Genomic DNA, 15,903 nt, shown 5'->3' with positions numbered 1-15,903 from the left:
GCTTTCAAATGAGCGACCAACGTCCAGCCGACATGCAGTCGGTGCTCCACCAGAACATACAGGCCCTGGTGGAGCACAGGCGACAGCAAGAGGAGCACCAAGGCGTTCAAGCGTGGGTCGCCGGCGCCGTTTCGCGCTTCGCGGGAAGCATGACTTTCGTCTATCTGCACCTTGCAATTCTTGTCGTCTGGGTCCTCGCGAACCTTGGCGCGATACCAGCCGTCCCAGCCTGGGACCCGACTTTCGTGATCCTGGCCATGGTCGCCTCGGTTGAGGCAATCTTCCTGTCTACTTTCGTGCTGATCAATCAGAACAGAATGGCCGCACACAGCGAGCGGCGAGCCGAACTGGATTTGCAGATCAGCCTTCTGAACGAACATGAAACCACGCGGCTGATCGAGATGGTGGCTGCCTTGACGGCGCGTCTGAATATCTCGACCCCGGCCGACAAAGAGCTGCCGGAACTCGCCGAGAATGTCGATCCCCAAAAGGTGATGACGCAAATCCAGCAAGCTTCTGAAGATCAGGAGAACGCTTGATCAAAGCGACCTTGCCGGCAACGGTTCAGCGTCGGCTGCAGCCTGTAATTCAGCCTCATTGTCCAAGGCTGTCGAAGCAGCTAAGCCGGTGTCGGCCTTTTCCAGGGTGGCTTCCCCACGTCACAAGTCCGCCGCGCAATCGAGGCAGCGTAGAGCTTCGATACCAACAGGCTGCTGCGCGTCAGATGGAACCAAGTTGACGCCGAACTCGTATTAGCGATGGCGGCTTGGGGAGATTCCGGATGAGCGAAGGTGCTGTTCTGATCGTCGAAGATGAGACAATGATCCTGCTCGACCTCGAGTCAGCTTTGGAGGAGGCCGGCTTCCAGGTCGTCGGCACTCGGAGTGCCGCCGAGGCGCTGGCGGCTTTCGACCCCGATCCGACCAAGTTCAAGGCCGTGCTCACGGACATCCGTCTGGGAGCAGGACAGTCGGGGTGGGAGGTCGCTCGGCACTTGCGAAGGTCCAACTCGACCATCCCGGTTGTCTATATCAGTGGCGACAGCGCGGTACACTGGGGAGCGGAAGGTGTGCCCAACAGCATAATGATCACCAAGCCCTTTTTTCTGCCGCAGATCATAACTGCCGTTTCTCAACTTTTAAACGCGCAGCAAGGTGCAGAAACTCACCTCTAGGAATCGGACCGCGGCTCCACGAAACCACCGAACATTCTTTCTTCGGCCAATCGGCGCCGTCCGGCGTAAAGCGTTCGCGTCTGCTTGGGTCAAATGTCGGCGGCCTCAACCAGATGTCGACCTCAGCTCCTTTCCCTCGCCACCGGCTCGCATCCACTCGGAAGCCCTCCCGAAAGCAGGGGCGCTCATTGGTTGAGCTTTCGGTCGAGTTCGTCAAGCAATGACCGATGCTCGCTGGGCATGTCCGCATCTGTCGGCAGATCCAGCAACTGGCGAAGCTGGCGACGATTGGCGTCCGATGAAATCCACTCCCGTATGAGGCGGGCTATGACCTTTTGTTGTGCCTTGCCGATTTCTTCCATGTTAGATTCCGAGCTTGTCCGTTGGACGAACTCGGCGGCTCTTTGATGGTTCCCCGTCCTGTACACAAATCGAGGCGAATCGAGGCACAATCTATGGGTTAATGCATGTCGCTCAAAAGTGGCCCTGGTTTTGAGACACGACATGCCAGTGGATGTTTGCAGTCCCAGTCCGCTCGCCTAACGCTGCGCGTAGAGTGCAAATTTATACGTTCGATTTTACCCGAAGCGAGAGGCTCAGCCGCAAAATCTTGGCGCCATTTTCATCGCGCACTTCGATAAACAATTGCTGCCCGTCGACGCTCTTCAGTGACTCTCTCGTGAGGTCGACAAGGCCCTCGAATCCCGCGCGGCGGACCTCTTCGAGGCCAGCGCATTCGACACCTATTTCGTCCTCGAAGATGAGATCGCCATCGCCGCTGTCGAAGAAAAATCGTGCCATCGGAGAGCTTCCGTCACTGCTAATCTGCGGGGTCCCTTTGGTGCAGGTAGGTCGTGTCGAAATCTCCTGCGTGAGTGAGGCCAGCCCAGTCCAGTGCGTGAACTTTTGATCCCGAGGTGGCAATGAGGCCTCTGCGTCGTAGTTCCTGGAGCATCCGGTTGACGTGGACCGTGGACAAACCCAGTGCATCGCCAAGGGCCGCCTGTGTAATGGGAATATCCGCCACGTGATCCTCAATGCGCCCCATAGAGCGCAAGCGAAAAATCAGTTCGCACAGGATGTGAGCCATGCGGGTGTATGCCTCGCGTCTTCCCACATTGATGACCCACTCCCTATAAATCGCGGCATCTATCAACGTCGACCGCCAAAAAGCGGTGGCGATGCGAGGGTGCTGGTCGCAAACGGCACGCAGAGTGTCATGCCGCATGAAACCTACTCGGGCCGGCGTAAGGGTCGAGAAGTTACAATCCATGACCGACAGATGCAGCCCATGCAGATCAGGAATGTCGCCAGCGACGAAGAATGATGTGATTTGTCGCTTTCCTTCGCCCGTATGTTTGGTGGAACCGACCAAGCCATCAAGAACGATAAACGAGTAAACAGGACGGTCGCCCTCACGCACCAGATCGTGGTTGGCCGAATATTCCTTCTCCTGGATCGGAATGCCTTTCAGAACGCCGATGTCGGCCTCTCGAAGATCCGAGATGGTCTGAAGCTTGCGAATGAGTACATCCGAGGATGAGGTGGGGAACAAATTGACTACCTGGCTGATGTTGGTGATCGAACTATTATCCGCGCCAAAAGTTCCGATTGGCATGGGGACATATGCGCGGCGGCAGAAGGCGCCGCCGTGCGGCATGGTCCCGTGCCTGGGGCGTTTTGCCAGCGTCGAGGGTGGTTGAAGATCCCGGAATGATCCAAGCACCAGTTTTTTAGGACAGCCATAGGTGAGCCAGGCAGCAATGCATTAACCTATGACATAGGCTCGGTTAGAAATTGTCCCGCTGGGCAGCCAGCCCCAGGAGTTCGCCGATCACGGCGCAGCTTTGACCCAGTCGCTCCCCCCAATTTCAAGGGCTGCACCCGCAGCCAGTCCTGGAACTCTTTGATGCGCCACCAGGAACGGGGTGGCTCCGCTGACGTTGTCTCAATGGCAAGGTGAGATTTCAGTGAACAGGCATATTTCGCGGACGGATGTCGAACAAATCGATCACACGGATGACAGCGGGTTTGCGATAGAGCATGGCGGACCGCCATCCTCAGCAATCGCGGTAGCGCTGGCCCGTGGCCTGGAGACCAGTCGGGATAAGCACATCGTCCATATAGCTCCCTCGGAACGCAGTGCCGAGGAGATCGCCGGCGCCTTGCGTCAGTTCCTGCCTGACGCGGATATCATCTTGCTGCCGTCCTGGGATTGCCTGCCCTACGACAGGGTGTGGCCCACACGTGCCAATATGGGGCGAAGGCTTCGTGCGTTGCATGAGATCGCAACGAAGCCGGATCGCCCGCGCATCGCTGTAATGTCGCTCGAAGCCATTCTGCAGCGGGTGCCGCCTGCTCCCGTCATCGCTGGCGGTTTCACAATTCTGGAGGTAGGCCAAAAGCTCGACCGTGACGATTTCAGAACCAGGTCCGAAGCCATTGGCTATGTCGTCGACGAGAGGGTCGACGAACCGGGTGAGATAGCCTTTCGGGGCGATCTCATCGATATTTTCCCTGCTGGCGCGGATGGCCCCGTTCGCATCATCGTTGGTCCCGATGCCTGCATCGGCCAGCTCAAGACCTACGACCCGCTCAGTCAGCTCAGCGATCAGGTTCGAGACTCGGTTACGGTCGGACCGGCATCCGAGCTGATCTTTAAAGCTGGTGAGCATCCTGAGCTGACAGCGATGCGCGCGACGTCGATGGAAGAGCGCCTGGTCGCATCGTATGGCGCTATGCCATCCGTCTTCGATGCGGCTTCCAGCGCCTCGATCTCCTTCCTTGAAGGGACCGACGGGCAGCCGCTCGGCAGAATTCTGGATCTGGTCGAGGATGCACGTCGTGCCAGGCAGGAGGCAGCCGGAACGAAAAAACCTTTGCCGGGACGATTTTACCTATCCCGTGAAGAGTGGGACGCTGCTCTGCTTAACCGCTGCTGCGTGAGACTTGCCGTTTCTGCCGTGGGAGTTCCCAAATTCTTCCGCCAGGCCCGACCCGGGCATGATTTCGCGGAATTCGTCACAAGGCAGACGAGCGCCGGAGTCAGAGTAGTGTTCACCGGCGATGCCTCTGAATTGCAGCGAGCAGATCGCCTGCTCGATAGGAGACTAGGCCGGCGGGCAGAGGAAGCGGCCGACTTGCCGCAAATACTTTCGGCCGCAAGGGGCTCTCTTCTCAAGGCTGAATTCGTCCTCGACGAAGGGTTTGTCGACGCGCAATCCAATATCGCCTTGGTCGCCGCATCCGACCTGTTTGGTCCCGCGTTGAAGGCGAACGGGAGCGCGACCACGGGCATACTCGAACCCGAGTTGCGCATTGGCGATGTCGTCGTCCATGAAGACCATGGCCTGGGCGTGCTCGCCGCGGTCGAACAGGTCGAGTTGGCTGGCCAGCAACAGGATGTCGTCAGGCTCGAATATCATGGCGGGGCTTCCTTGCTGGTTCCGGTCGACGACTTTGGACGAATATGGCGCTACGGCTCGGAACCGGAGGCAGTGTCCCTTGATCGCCTCAACGGCGAGGGCTGGCCGAAGCGACGCGAAGCTGCGTTGCGCGAGATCGACAGGCTGGCCAAGCGCCTCTTGGGTCTTGCCAAAATCAGGTCCAGCCAGCCTGCCGAGATCATGAAGCCCTCCCGCACGGACTTGGCTCGTTTTGCGGCGAAATTTCCCTATACGGAGACGCCCGACCAAGCGGCCGCCATCCTCGCTGTGCTCGATGACCTTTCCTCCGGAAGGACAATGAACCGGCTCGTCTGCGGCGATGTCGGCTTCGGCAAGACAGAGGTCGCCCTGCGTGCTTGCGCCGCCGCCGCTCTCTGCGGGAAACAGGTTGCTATCATAGCTCCGACAACGGTGTTGGCACGGCAGCACTATGAGACGTTCAGCCGCCGCTTCGCAGGAACCGGCCTGCAGGTCGCCCACCTTTCAAGAATGGTCGGGGCAGCGGACGCGAGAGCGGCAAAAGAGGGTCTGCGGAGCGGCCAGGTTGCGGTCGTTGTGGGTACCCAGGCCTTGGCGTCCAGGAGCGTCACCTTCGCCAATCTTGGACTGCTGGTGATCGACGAGGAGCACCGGTTCGGGGTCAAGTTGAAGCGGGCCCTGCGGACCATGGCGCCTCGCCTCCATACGCTGAGCATGAGCGCCACACCGATACCCCGGACGCTGCAATCGGCGTTGTCGGGTATCCAGGACGTCAGCGTTCTAAACTCTCCGCCCGCCAAAAGACGTCCCGTTCGCACGATCTTGGCAGCGTTCGATCCAGCATCGGTGCGCGCGGCCCTTCTGCGTGAATTTCACCGGGGTGGACAGAGCTTTTTCGTGATCCCGCGGATCGAGGATATTGCCCCGGCCTGTGACCAGCTGAACAGACTGGTGCCGGAACTCGAGGTCAAGACGGCGCATGGTGAAATGAAGGGGAGACAGCTGGACGAAGTCATGGTCGGATTCGCCGACGGTGATGGCGACATTTTGTTGAGCACCGACATCATCGAGAGCGGCCTCGATGTGCCGCGGGCCAACACCATCATCGTTTGGCGCCCCGACCGGTTCGGTCTGGCGCAGTTGCACCAGCTGCGGGGCCGGGTCGGAAGGGGGGCGGTGCAGGCTGTTGCGTTTCTTCTGACCCAGCCTGGCGTTGAACTGGCCGACAGCACCAGGGCCCGGCTTTCGACGATGCTTGCGCTCGATCGGCTCGGCTCCGGCCTGGCAATCAGTCAAAGGGACCTCGACCTGCGTGGCGCCGGAGATCTTTTCGGAGAAGACCAGGCCGGGCATATGAAGCTGATCGGAGTGGGCTTGTACGAGCACTTGCTGGAGCGGGCGGTCTCGGCGGCTGGCGGAGGGGCCGACTTCGACAAGCAACTTGCCGAGATCAACGGTTCGGGAAAGGGCGCTTTTCCCAAGAGCTATGTCGAAGAGCCTACGGTGCGTGTTGGCCTCTATGCGCGGCTCTCCCGCATCCGTTCGGAGCCGGACCTCGATACATTCAGCGAAGAGCTCGAGGACCGCTTTGGAGACATGCCTGGCGAAGTAGCCCTTTTGCTGGAATTTACCAGGTTGCGAATAGCAGCGTCGGAACTGGGCATCGGCAAAGTCGATTTGGGTCCCGAGGCCATCGCGATCACCCTTCGGAACAAGCCGTCGGCGTCCCAATGGCGGAACAGCAAGGCGTTGGGCCTGGAGTACCGGAACGGCCGCCTGATTTTCAGGCCGATCCCGCCCGGCGTCTCTGGCGTCGACGCCGTTCGCTTAGCGCTTGATGCCATACGTGCAGCTCAGCCAAAGCACGAGATCTGACTAGCCTTTTCTCTCCATCCGGCGGCGGCACGACAATGGGAGTGCCGCAGCCACGAGTCTTCACCTCGGAATTGCAGTGCCAGTGGTGTTCAGCCACCAGTACCGCAAGTCCGGATGTTCCGCAGGGGTCGTTAGTTGCGGCCGTTCTCGTCCATGGCGAGGGAACTCGAGAGCTCGCGATAGGCACCGATCTGCTGCTGCAGAATGGCAATCTTCTGCTCTGCCGTCGCAATGGCGTCAGTACCGGCAAGGAAACGCTGGGGGAGCACGTCCCCAGACGTGAGCGTGATCAGGGCGCGCGCGAGCTTGGCCGGATCACCCCCCTGCTTGCCGTTCTGAGAGCGCCAGAAGGCGATCTGCGCCGTCCGCCGCTCATGGTAGTCCTCGACGGAGGGGGCGGCATAGTTGGTCGACTCTTCCGTGAGAAGCTCGGTGCGGAAGAAGCCCGGGTTCACGATCATCGTCTCGATGCCGAACGGCACGACTTCGGTCTGCAGCGCCTCCATCCAGCCGTCGAGGCCGAACTTCGAGGCTGAATAGGCCGTGCAGAACTCGAAACCCATTAGCCCGGCCGTCGAGGAGATCGAAATGACCCTGCCGGACCGCTGCTTGCGCATCGCTGGCAGAAAGGCCCGCGTCACATTCATGGGTCCGACGAGGCTGGTGCTGAGCTGCAGTTGCATCTGTTCGGCGGTCAACTCTTCGAAGTACCCGGCAAAGAAACTCGCCGCATTGTTGACCAGCACGTCGATGCGGCCAAACCGGTCAAACGTGGCCTGGGCAGCGGCTTCGGCGTCGGCCGCGCTCGTCACGTCCAGCTTGACGATAAGGAGGTTCTCGGCGTTTCCCACGGCCCTTGCGACTTTTTCCGTGTTGCGGCCGGTTGCCACCACCTTGTGGCCCGCCGCCAATGCGGCCTTGGCGATATCCAGACCGAGGCCCCGGCCTGCGCCGGTGATGAACCAAACACTCATTTTGGGCTCCTGTTCTCTAGGCCGCAGCTCGGCCCGGATTTGGACGCGATGGCCAGCAGGGACTGATCCCCATGTTGATCCATCCGCCGGCGGACTGCGTCACTGCGGAAGGCCGGCGCCTTCGGTGATGATGCGAAATCCTTCGGTCGACCTGGTAAAAAACTGCCGGGCCGCTGTGTATTCCGGCGAGTTGTAGTAGCGCTTGGCGTCAGCAAGGCTCGGGAACTCGGCGATGGCGATCACCGATCTCGAGCTTCCTTCGATGGCAGTGACATTGGGATTGTAGACGATCACGCGGCCGCCATACTTGGTGACGAGCGGCGACGCCGCTTCGATGTACTGCTGAAACACCGCCTGATCCTTGATGTCATAGCTGCCGATCATGTAGGCGCGGGGAGCGACGCCCGTCGCTTGCTGAGCAAAGGCGGCCGGGCTCACGATCATGGTGAGGGCGGCGAGCGCGCCCACGATTACCTTCTTCATATTGTTCTCCTTCAGTGGGCCAGTGGGACGGTAGGCAATGCGCGGAGAGTTGCTCCGGTTGACCGTCTGGCCTTGAGTCAGGAAGTTAGCTCCTTTAGCGACATGCAATTAGGTGGTATAATCTGCATGGGCTTAGAAGTAGGATTGATGAATGCGTCGCGACAGTCTGGATGACTTCCTGACCTTCATCGCCGTCGCCCGCGAGCGCAGTTTCACCAAGGCGGCCGCCATGCTCGGCGTGTCGCAGTCTGCCCTGAGCTATTCGATCCGGACGATGGAAGAACGCCTCGGCCTTCGGCTGCTGACCCGCACGACCCGCAGCGTCTCGCTAACCGAAGCGGGGGATCGCCTGTTTCGAAGCATCGCTCCCAAGTTAGATGAGATCGCAAGCGAGATTGCCGCCCTCAGCGCCCTGCGCGACAAGCCGGCCGGTACAGTCCGGATCACCACCGTGGAGCATGCCGGCGAGACCATCATCTGGCCCGCCATGGTCGGGCTCATGCGCGACTATCCCGACATCAGGGTCGAGATTATCCACGACTACGGCTTGGCTGACATTGCGGCCGATCGCTTCGATGCGGGTGTACGGCTCGGCGAACAGGTGGATAAGGACATGATCTCGGCGCGCATTGGGCCAGACTTCCGCATGGCGGTTGTGGTAGCGCCTTCATACTTTGTAAGCCGCTCCCGTCCGGTCACGCCTGAAGATCTTGCCGATCATGCATGCATACCCCTGCGACTGCCCACAGGCGGCTTTGCACCGTGGGAGTTTCGCAAGGAGGGGCGGGAATTGAAGGTGCGCGTTCACGGACACGCCGCCTTCAACACCCTCGCGATGATCTGCCAGGCCAGCCTTGAAGGGTTCGGGCTCGCCTATCTGCCCGAGGATCTAGTGACCTACCTACTCGAACAGGGTCGCCTAGTGCGCGTTCTTGAGGACTGGTGCCCCCTTCGGCCGGGCTATCACCTGTATTATCCAAGCCGGCGCCAACACTCGCCGGCTTTCGCACTCGCGCTGGAAAGGCTGCGCTACCGCGACTGAGTGCGATTGAAATAAGGATCGCCAGACCTCGACGACCATGGCGCCTATCAAAGCCGCCCAGTACAGGAAGTCCGGAGCGCCCGTTTCCCACCGATCCCAGTCTCCCCAATTTATGAGTTCACTGCCTAGTATCATCTCAGCGTTGCCGCCGCAGCTTGGCTCGGGCCATCGGTGCGAATGGTGCACTGTGGGCGGCCGTGCGTTCGCAGGGCAGCGTTCAAGGCATCGTTCCGGCTTGATGGGGTGTCATGGCAGCCATGTTTTCATTCAGATGGGCCATGATCCAGATAGAGCCCAGAACCACCAGCGCGACAATCAGCACGCCGAAGGCCAGGGCCAGGATGTTGTTGGTGTTGTCCGGCCCGGTGGTCAGGTGCAGAAAGAAGACAAGATGCACGCCCATCTGCGCAACAGCGAGCACCACCAGGGCCGAGATGACCGCGGGCTGGTAAATCAGATCGGTTCGCGCCGCCAGGAATGACGCGATCGTGAGCAGAATGGCCAGGCCGAAGCCGAGCACATAGCCCGAGAGGCCCCCAGCGGTTTCGTGCTCGCTTATGTGTTCCTCGCCCGGCGCTGAATCGCGGCGGTCCTGCAACTCGCCGGTCTTGCTCTCGATCTCGGTCATGACGATGCTCCCAGCAGATAGACCAGGGTGAAGATGGCAACCCAGATGATGTCGAGGGTGTGCCAGAAGAGCCCGAAGCAGTGGAGCCGCCGCAAGATGTCGGGCCGAAAGCCCTTGACCCACAGCTGCGCCATCATCGTTCCCAGCCAAAGCAGGCCGAGACCGACGTGGGCACCGTGGCAGCCAACGAGCGCAAAGAAGGCAGAAAGAAATGCGCTGCGCGAGGGGCCTGCCTGCTCGCCGATCATTGCCGCGAACTCCTGCAGTTCCAGGAACAGGAACGCTGCCCCGAGCAACCCCGTGACGAGAAGCCAGAACTGCGTGGCAGCCATTGATCTGCGAAGGGTGGCGAGTGTTGCCACGCCGCCGGTGAAGCTCGAAGTGAGCAGAAGGCCCGTCTGGACCGCAACGCGTGTCGGTTCGAACAGATCCTTGCCTGTCGGTCCGCCGGCGGTTGCCTTGGCGAGCACGGCGTAGGCGGCGAAAAATGCCGAGAACATGATGATGTCGGACAGGAGAAAGATCCAGAAGCCGTAAGTCACTGTGACGAACTTTGAGGCCGGGCCGCCTTCTCCGTGGCCGGTCGCAGAGCGCACCGCGTGCCGACCGGTGTGATTGAGCCGATACGGGTCCCGTGCCTGGGTGCCGACGCTGGAGAATGCATGATCGCTCATGCCGGGCGCTCCCACCCGCGCAGCCAGGCAAACTGGGCTGCCTTGTGGTCATGGTCGATGCGGGCGACCTCGTCGACAGGGATCTCGTAGTCTCCATGATCGCGCCAGGCGAATACGACGAAGGTTGCGTAGGCGCCGATGAAGCCGACGATCGCCAGCCACCATATATGCCAGATCAGCGCGAAGCCGATCAGTGTGCTGAAGAAGGCGGTGACGAAGCCAGTCGGGCTGTTGCGAGGCATCTCGATCGGCTCATATGCCTTTTCCTCGTCCGAGCTCTGTTCGATCCCTCGTTGCTTGATGCTCCAGTAGGGCTCTTCGTCTTCCACGTGAGGCAGCCGTGCATAATTGAAGACAGGAGGAGGAGAAGATGTCGACCACTCCAGCGAACGCCCGTCCCACGGGTCGCCGGTTTCGTCGCGAAACTTGTCGCGATGCCGGATCGAAACGAAAAGCTGTGTGATCTGCAGCGCCGCGCCGGCGATCATCACCACCACGCCGAAAGCGGCCACCACCAGCCACGGTGCCCAAAGGTCCATATCGATATGTTGCAGGCGCCGCGTCATGCCGAGCAGACCGACAATATAGAGCGGTACGAAGACCAGCATGTAGCCGGCCAAGGTGACCCAAAATGCCGCCTTTCCCCAGCCTTCGTGCAAACGGAAGCCGAACGCCTTGGGGAACCAGTAGGTGAAGCCGGCGAATGCTCCAAACAACACGCCCGAGATGATGACGTTATGGAAATGCGCGACGAGGAAAAGGGAATTGTGTAGCACGAAGTCGGCCGGCGGGACGGCAAGCAGGACGCCAGTCATGCCGCCGACGGTGAAGGTGGTCACGAAAGCCAGTGCCCAAAGCATCGGCGTGTCGAAACGAACGCGCCCGCCATACATGGTGAAGAGCCAGTTGTAGATTTTCACACCGGTTCCCACGGCAATGACCGACGTGGCGATGCCGAAGGCGGCATTAACGTCCGCTCCAGCACCCATGGTGAAGAAGTGATGCAGCCAGACCATGAACGAGACGATGCAGATGAACATCGTGGCCGCGACCATCGAACGGTATCCGAACAGCGGCTTCGATGAAAAAGTCGAGAAAATCTCGGAAAAGATTCCGAAGGCGGGAAGCACCAGGATGTATACTTCGGGATGGCCCCACGCCCAGATCAGGTTGACGAACATCATCTGATTTCCACCGGCTTCGTTGGTGAAGAAGTGGAAGCCGAGGTACCGGTCCAGCGTCAGCATTGCGAGCGTGGCGGTAAGGATCGGGAAGGCTGCGACAATGAGCAGGTTGGACGCGAGCGAGGTCCAGCAGAACATCGGCATTCGCAGATAGCCCATTCCCGGCGCCCGCATCTTGAGGATGGTCGTCACCAGGTTGACACCGGTGAGCAGCGTGCCGACGCCGGAGATCTGGATCGCCCACAGATAATAATCGACACCGACGCCCGGCGAGTAGGTGGTTTCCGACAAAGGGGCATAGGGCAGCCAGCCGGTGCGCGCGAACTCGCCGATCACAAGCGAGATGTTGACCAGCAGGGCTCCGGAAGCCGTCAGCCAGAAGCTGACGGAATTGAGCGTCGGAAAAGCGACATCGCGTACGCCAAGCTGCAGCGGCACGACGAAATTCATCAGGCCGATCATGAACGGCATCGCGGCGAAGAAGATCATGATCGTGCCGTGCGCGGAAAAGATCTGGTCGTAATGCTCCGGCGGGAGGTAGCCCGGCCCGTGAATCGCCAGCACCTGTTGTGTGCGCATCATGATAGCATCGATAAAACCACGAAGAAGCATGAGCATCGCCAGCACAATGTACATCACGCCGATGCGCTTGTGGTCGACCGAGCTTATCCACTCGCTCCACAGATATGGCCAGTACCCCTTCACCGTTATCCAGCCAAGCACGGCGGCTGCTGCCAGAAAGACGCCAAGGGCTGCGCCGAGGGGGATGGGTTGATCGAAAGGAACGGCCGACCAGTCGAGCTTGCCCAGCATCGTCATTCTGCGCCTTGTGGATGATGGGTCATCGTTGCCGCCGCCGCGGGTAATGCCCTTGGGCTCACCTGTGGCTCGCCGCTGGCTGCGCTCTCAGCAGGCCCCGGACCCGGTGGGAGCGTCTGCTGAACGACCGCTTCGAACAGCCCAGGCTGGACATGACCGAAGGAAGCCGGCGCCACATTTGTGCTTTGCCGGGCGAGTTCGCGATAGGCATTGGCATTGAGCACGCCGCCCCCGCCACGCAGCGATGACGCCCAGCGGGTGAAGGCATCGGCTGAAACCGCGCTCACACTGAAATTCATATCCGAGAAGCCGTCGCCGCTGAAGTGCGCCGACTGGCCGAAAAAGCTGCCCTCGCGGTCGGCCTGCAGATGCAATTCGGTCTGCATGCCGTTCATGACGTAGACCATGCTGCCAAGCTGGGGCACGAAGAACGTGTTCATCACGCTGGCCGAGGTCAACTTGAAACGCACTGGAACACCGGCGGGAATAACCAGTTGATTGACAGCGCCCACGCCCTGCTCGGGATAGAGGAACAGCCATTTCCAGTCGAGCGCCACCACCTGAATGTCGAGCGGCGGCTGGCTAGAAGGGATCGGTTTGCGCGGATCGAGCTGATACGATCCGTAGTAGATCAGACCGCCAATGAACAGGATGGTGAGCGTCGGGATCGACCAGACGATCAACTCCACGCGTCCCGAATAGGTGAACTCCGGGTTATAGCGGGCGTTGCTGTTCGAGGCGCGGAACTTCCAGGCGAATGCCAGAAGTGCAACAAGCGTGGGAACAACGATCACCAGCATCACCGCCAGCGAGTTCAAAAGGATCGTGCGATTACCGACACCAATTGGTCCTTGGGGATCGAGCACTCCCCCCGCGCAACCGGGCAAGAATGCGCCTCCGACGATCCAGAGCAGTTGGCGTGTCAACTTAGGGCTGGATGGCAAGAACACCGGCTCTGCAATCTCTCTTTGCGGGAACGCGGGCTAGAGGCATGCGTTCGTCGGGTTTCCATCTGAGCCTCCCCATGGCGCGGAACCTCGCGGCACTTCGCAGGGTGTCGCCACCTGAGCGAGTGCCCCAACTGTCGCCGGCCGGGTTTGTTCCGCTGGACCGAGTTACTCTGTCCGATGGTCCCGCCTTGGCCCAATCTGGCCATTCAGAACGATGGCGGCTCGATTGGCCTAGCTATCGGCGACGCTGGCTCCCGCACGAATTTCAATTTCGGCGGGACGGCGAATACCCTGAATCGCTCAGCCAGATTATCGAGAGCCTGACGCATGCCCACTCCCGCAGCAGCCGCACCGTGTCCACTGATGACCATCTGGGGGCCCAAGGCAGCCAGATGCTTCACGGACCTTTCCGCTGCATCCCAGTCTGGCGTGAAATAGCGCGGCGGACCGTGCATCTCGAGATCCTGAATGGCGACTTCATAGACCGACTCCTGACCGGTGGTGATGAAAGCGTCTCCTACGATGAGCGAGCGGTCTTGCTCGCGCCAGAGCGAGATATGCCCAGGGGCATGTCCGGGTGTGTGCAGCCATTGCCATCCGGGCATTCCGGGGATCGATCCATCGGCGGGCAAGGGTTGCAAACGGCTGCCAAGATCGATTGGCCCGCGTGGAAAAAGCGGTGAAAGCAGCGCCATCAGTCCACCCCCAACCCAGGGATCCGGTGGCGGATAGGATGTGGTTCCGTCCAAATAGGGGTGCTCGAGTGGATGGGCGAAGACAGGCACGTCCCAGCCATTTGCGAGTTCTAGAACCGTTCCCACATGGTCGAAATGGCCATGGGTCAGGATGATTGCAGCCGGCCGTGCGTTGACGCCGAACCGCTTTTCCGCGACCGCTAGAATGCTGCTGCGAGACGTCGGCAACCCGGTATCGATCAGCACCCAGTTCCGATCTCCGCTGCCCGGTGCGCCGAAGAACACGACATTGACGATTGCTAGCCGCAAGTAACCCAGGTCCGGTGCGATGCTCCAAGCGCCGTCGCCACGATCCTCGCGCCTGGCGTGGTCGATCTCGGAAAGTCGAATCTGAACGGTCATGTGATCCCATGCCTCTGTTGTTGCCGAGCAGCCGCTCGAGTGGATGACGGCGGCTGTACATCGCCCCGAACTTGGGACGGGCCTCCTTGTTCCTCATTTGCACGCGGCGCCCGGACAGTTCACCACCGGAACAAAGGCTCTACCAATGGGTTCGGCACTACCCGGCCACGCAAGGACGAGCTGGACTGAGCAACGAACATGGGGCGCGCCCGACTGAATTCGGTATTTCGCCAACGCGGTTCCCGGTCCGGACAAGGCGGCCGAGTTCGAAGCCGATTGCCCAAAGGAGACTTCGAAAAATGAGCGAAGTGGGACGCCAGACGGAGGCCTCGGTTCCGGAAGCTTCGCGCTTCGCCAGTTTTTTCATGGCAGGCTTTGAATGCTCCTCGCACCGGCGCAAGGACGGCGTTCGCCTCGATCTTATTCGTGCGACCTCGCATAATTTGCATGCCCTGGGCGACTACCGCGGCTGCGCCGAACTCGGCCTTCGCACCATCCGCGACGGCCTGCGTTGGCATTTGATCGAAACCGCTCCCGGAACCTATGACTGGTCAAGTTGGGCGCCAATGGTCGAGGCAGCCCGATCGGCAGGTGTTCAGGTAATCTGGGACATCTTTCACTACGGATCTCCGGACCATGTCGATCAGGGCTCGCTGCATTTCATCGACGCCTATGCCTCGTTCGCGGCAGAAGCCGTCAAGGTACACCGTTCGATCACCGGAACATCGCCTCTGTTGTGCCCCATCAACGAAATCTCGTTTTTCGCATGGGCTGTCGAGGTCGGCTATTTCCCGCGCGTGGGGCCGAACAAACGTGGATGGTTCAAGCGGCACCTCGTCAAGGCCGCCATCGCGGGTGTTCGTGCAATGCGGGAGATCGATCCCGCCTGCAGATTTGTCTGGGCCGAGCCGCTTATCCATATCGCCCCTCGTGACCGGACCCGCAGCGAACGGCGCCGGGCCGAAAACGCCCGACAGGGACAGTTCGAAGCTTACGACATGTTGCTGGGCCGCGTCGAACCTGAGTTGGGCGGGAGCGAAGATGTTGTCGATGTCGTGGGCTTGAATTTTTACCCGCACAATCAATGGTACGTAAACGGGCCGACGATTCCGATGGGACACCACGAGTACCGCGCCCTGTCGGAAATGTTGCTAGAAGTTGCTCACCGGTACGGCAAGCCGATGTTCATTGCGGAGACCGGCTCCGAGGGATCCGGCGGGCCGGCTTGGCTCCACTATGTCTGCGACGAGGTGCGTTCCGCAATCAGTCTCGGAGCGCCGATCGAGGGTATTTGCCTGTACCCGATAACGGCCTACCCGGGCTGGGACAATTCGCGACATGCCGAGGTTGGTTTGTTTTCCGTCATCCAGGCTGATGGCAGGCGACACCTGCGCAAACCCACAGCAGATGAACTGGCCCGTCAGCAAGCTCTTCTCGTGGCGGACACGACGCCTTGAAGGGGCCTCAAACGGGGGAGGGGCGGGCGGGGGGGGGGTTCGGAACGCCGCCCCCGCCGGGGGGGGGGGTCCGCTTTTTGGGGGCGCGCCCGCCGCGCGCCGCCGGGGCTTTGGCCGGGGG

General features: G+C 60.6%; 15 protein-coding genes. 5 read left to right on the top strand and 10 right to left on the bottom strand.

Going from position 1 to position 15,903, the window contains the following annotated elements; translation table 11 throughout:
- Window positions 1-8 precede the first annotated feature (8 nt).
- Together NKI06_RS16005 and NKI06_RS16000 are read left to right on the top strand one after the other, a co-directional pair.
- A complete protein-coding gene (locus tag NKI06_RS16005) occupies window positions 9-539 on the top strand; it encodes a DUF1003 domain-containing protein (RefSeq protein ID WP_023668020.1) in 531 nt (176 codons plus the stop codon).
- A gap of 242 nt (window positions 540-781) precedes the next feature.
- Complete coding sequence (locus NKI06_RS16000) at window positions 782-1,174, top strand: response regulator (RefSeq protein WP_023687818.1); 393 nt, start codon at window positions 782-784, stop codon at window positions 1,172-1,174.
- Between the two features lie 185 nt (window positions 1,175-1,359).
- Here NKI06_RS16000 and NKI06_RS15995 read toward each other — a convergent pair whose 3' ends face one another.
- From NKI06_RS15995 to NKI06_RS15985, 3 genes are all read right to left on the bottom strand, one after another.
- Entirely contained in the window at window positions 1,360-1,536 is a 177-nt protein-coding gene (locus NKI06_RS15995; protein WP_023687819.1) for a hypothetical protein, read from the bottom strand.
- 202 nt (window positions 1,537-1,738) lie between these two features.
- Complete coding sequence (locus tag NKI06_RS15990; RefSeq protein ID WP_023668023.1) at window positions 1,739-1,975, bottom strand: DUF6894 family protein; 237 nt, start codon at window positions 1,973-1,975, stop codon at window positions 1,739-1,741.
- A gap of 19 nt (window positions 1,976-1,994) precedes the next feature.
- On the bottom strand, window positions 1,995-2,834 hold the full coding sequence (locus NKI06_RS15985; protein ID WP_352986137.1) for a Crp/Fnr family transcriptional regulator: 840 nt from the start codon (window positions 2,832-2,834) through the stop codon (window positions 1,995-1,997).
- Window positions 2,835-3,144: 310 nt separating this feature from the next.
- On the opposite strand from NKI06_RS15985, the gene NKI06_RS15980 reads away from it, so the two are divergent.
- The gene (locus NKI06_RS15980) at window positions 3,145-6,474 is read left to right on the top strand and encodes a DEAD/DEAH box helicase (protein WP_352838864.1); all 3,330 of its coding nucleotides are present in this window, start codon (window positions 3,145-3,147) and stop codon (window positions 6,472-6,474) included.
- 131 nt (window positions 6,475-6,605) lie between these two features.
- On the opposite strand, the gene NKI06_RS15975 is transcribed toward NKI06_RS15980, so the two are convergent.
- Together NKI06_RS15975 and NKI06_RS15970 are read right to left on the bottom strand one after the other, a co-directional pair.
- Window positions 6,606-7,448, bottom strand: a complete 843-nt coding sequence (locus NKI06_RS15975; protein ID WP_023752166.1) for an SDR family oxidoreductase — start codon at window positions 7,446-7,448, stop codon at window positions 6,606-6,608.
- A 99-nt stretch (window positions 7,449-7,547) separates the two neighbouring features.
- The gene (locus NKI06_RS15970) at window positions 7,548-7,931 is read right to left on the bottom strand and encodes a DUF1330 domain-containing protein (protein ID WP_023748057.1); all 384 of its coding nucleotides are present in this window, start codon (window positions 7,929-7,931) and stop codon (window positions 7,548-7,550) included.
- A 151-nt stretch (window positions 7,932-8,082) separates the two neighbouring features.
- On the opposite strand from NKI06_RS15970, the gene NKI06_RS15965 reads away from it, so the two are divergent.
- The gene (locus NKI06_RS15965; protein WP_352986134.1) at window positions 8,083-8,973 is read left to right on the top strand and encodes a LysR family transcriptional regulator; all 891 of its coding nucleotides are present in this window, start codon (window positions 8,083-8,085) and stop codon (window positions 8,971-8,973) included.
- Between the two features lie 217 nt (window positions 8,974-9,190).
- Here the strand turns inward: NKI06_RS15965 and cyoD are convergent, their stop codons facing one another.
- The 5 genes from cyoD to NKI06_RS15940 form a co-directional block, all read right to left on the bottom strand.
- Window positions 9,191-9,601, bottom strand: coding sequence for a cytochrome o ubiquinol oxidase subunit IV (gene cyoD, locus NKI06_RS15960; RefSeq protein ID WP_023712206.1), 411 nt, complete (start codon window positions 9,599-9,601; stop codon window positions 9,191-9,193).
- Entirely contained in the window at window positions 9,598-10,275 is a 678-nt protein-coding gene (locus NKI06_RS15955; RefSeq protein ID WP_352838866.1) for a cytochrome (ubi)quinol oxidase subunit III, read from the bottom strand. The genes cyoD and NKI06_RS15955 overlap by 4 nt, the downstream gene beginning before the upstream one ends.
- Window positions 10,272-12,272 carry a cytochrome o ubiquinol oxidase subunit I gene (cyoB, locus tag NKI06_RS15950; RefSeq protein WP_352838885.1) on the bottom strand — a complete coding sequence of 667 codons (2,001 nt, stop codon included), beginning with the start codon at window positions 12,270-12,272 and terminating at the stop codon, window positions 10,272-10,274. Before cyoB ends, NKI06_RS15955 begins: the two co-directional genes overlap by 4 nt.
- Before the next feature lie 2 nt (window positions 12,273-12,274).
- Complete coding sequence (cyoA, locus tag NKI06_RS15945) at window positions 12,275-13,240, bottom strand: ubiquinol oxidase subunit II (protein ID WP_081726068.1); 966 nt, start codon at window positions 13,238-13,240, stop codon at window positions 12,275-12,277.
- A gap of 194 nt (window positions 13,241-13,434) precedes the next feature.
- The gene (locus tag NKI06_RS15940) at window positions 13,435-14,325 is read right to left on the bottom strand and encodes an MBL fold metallo-hydrolase (RefSeq protein ID WP_023668030.1); all 891 of its coding nucleotides are present in this window, start codon (window positions 14,323-14,325) and stop codon (window positions 13,435-13,437) included.
- A 299-nt stretch (window positions 14,326-14,624) separates the two neighbouring features.
- Here NKI06_RS15940 and NKI06_RS15935 point away from each other — a divergent pair, with 299 nt between their 5' ends.
- Window positions 14,625-15,782 carry a hypothetical protein gene (locus NKI06_RS15935; RefSeq protein WP_023691420.1) on the top strand — a complete coding sequence of 386 codons (1,158 nt, stop codon included), beginning with the start codon at window positions 14,625-14,627 and terminating at the stop codon, window positions 15,780-15,782.
- Window positions 15,783-15,903: the final 121 nt, after the last annotated feature.

Source organism: Mesorhizobium sp. M0772 (assembly GCF_040320135.1).
Taxonomy (GTDB): domain Bacteria; phylum Pseudomonadota; class Alphaproteobacteria; order Rhizobiales; family Rhizobiaceae; genus Mesorhizobium.
The sequence above is the reverse complement of the archived record's forward strand: the minus strand, read 5'-3'. Positions and strand labels throughout refer to the sequence as shown.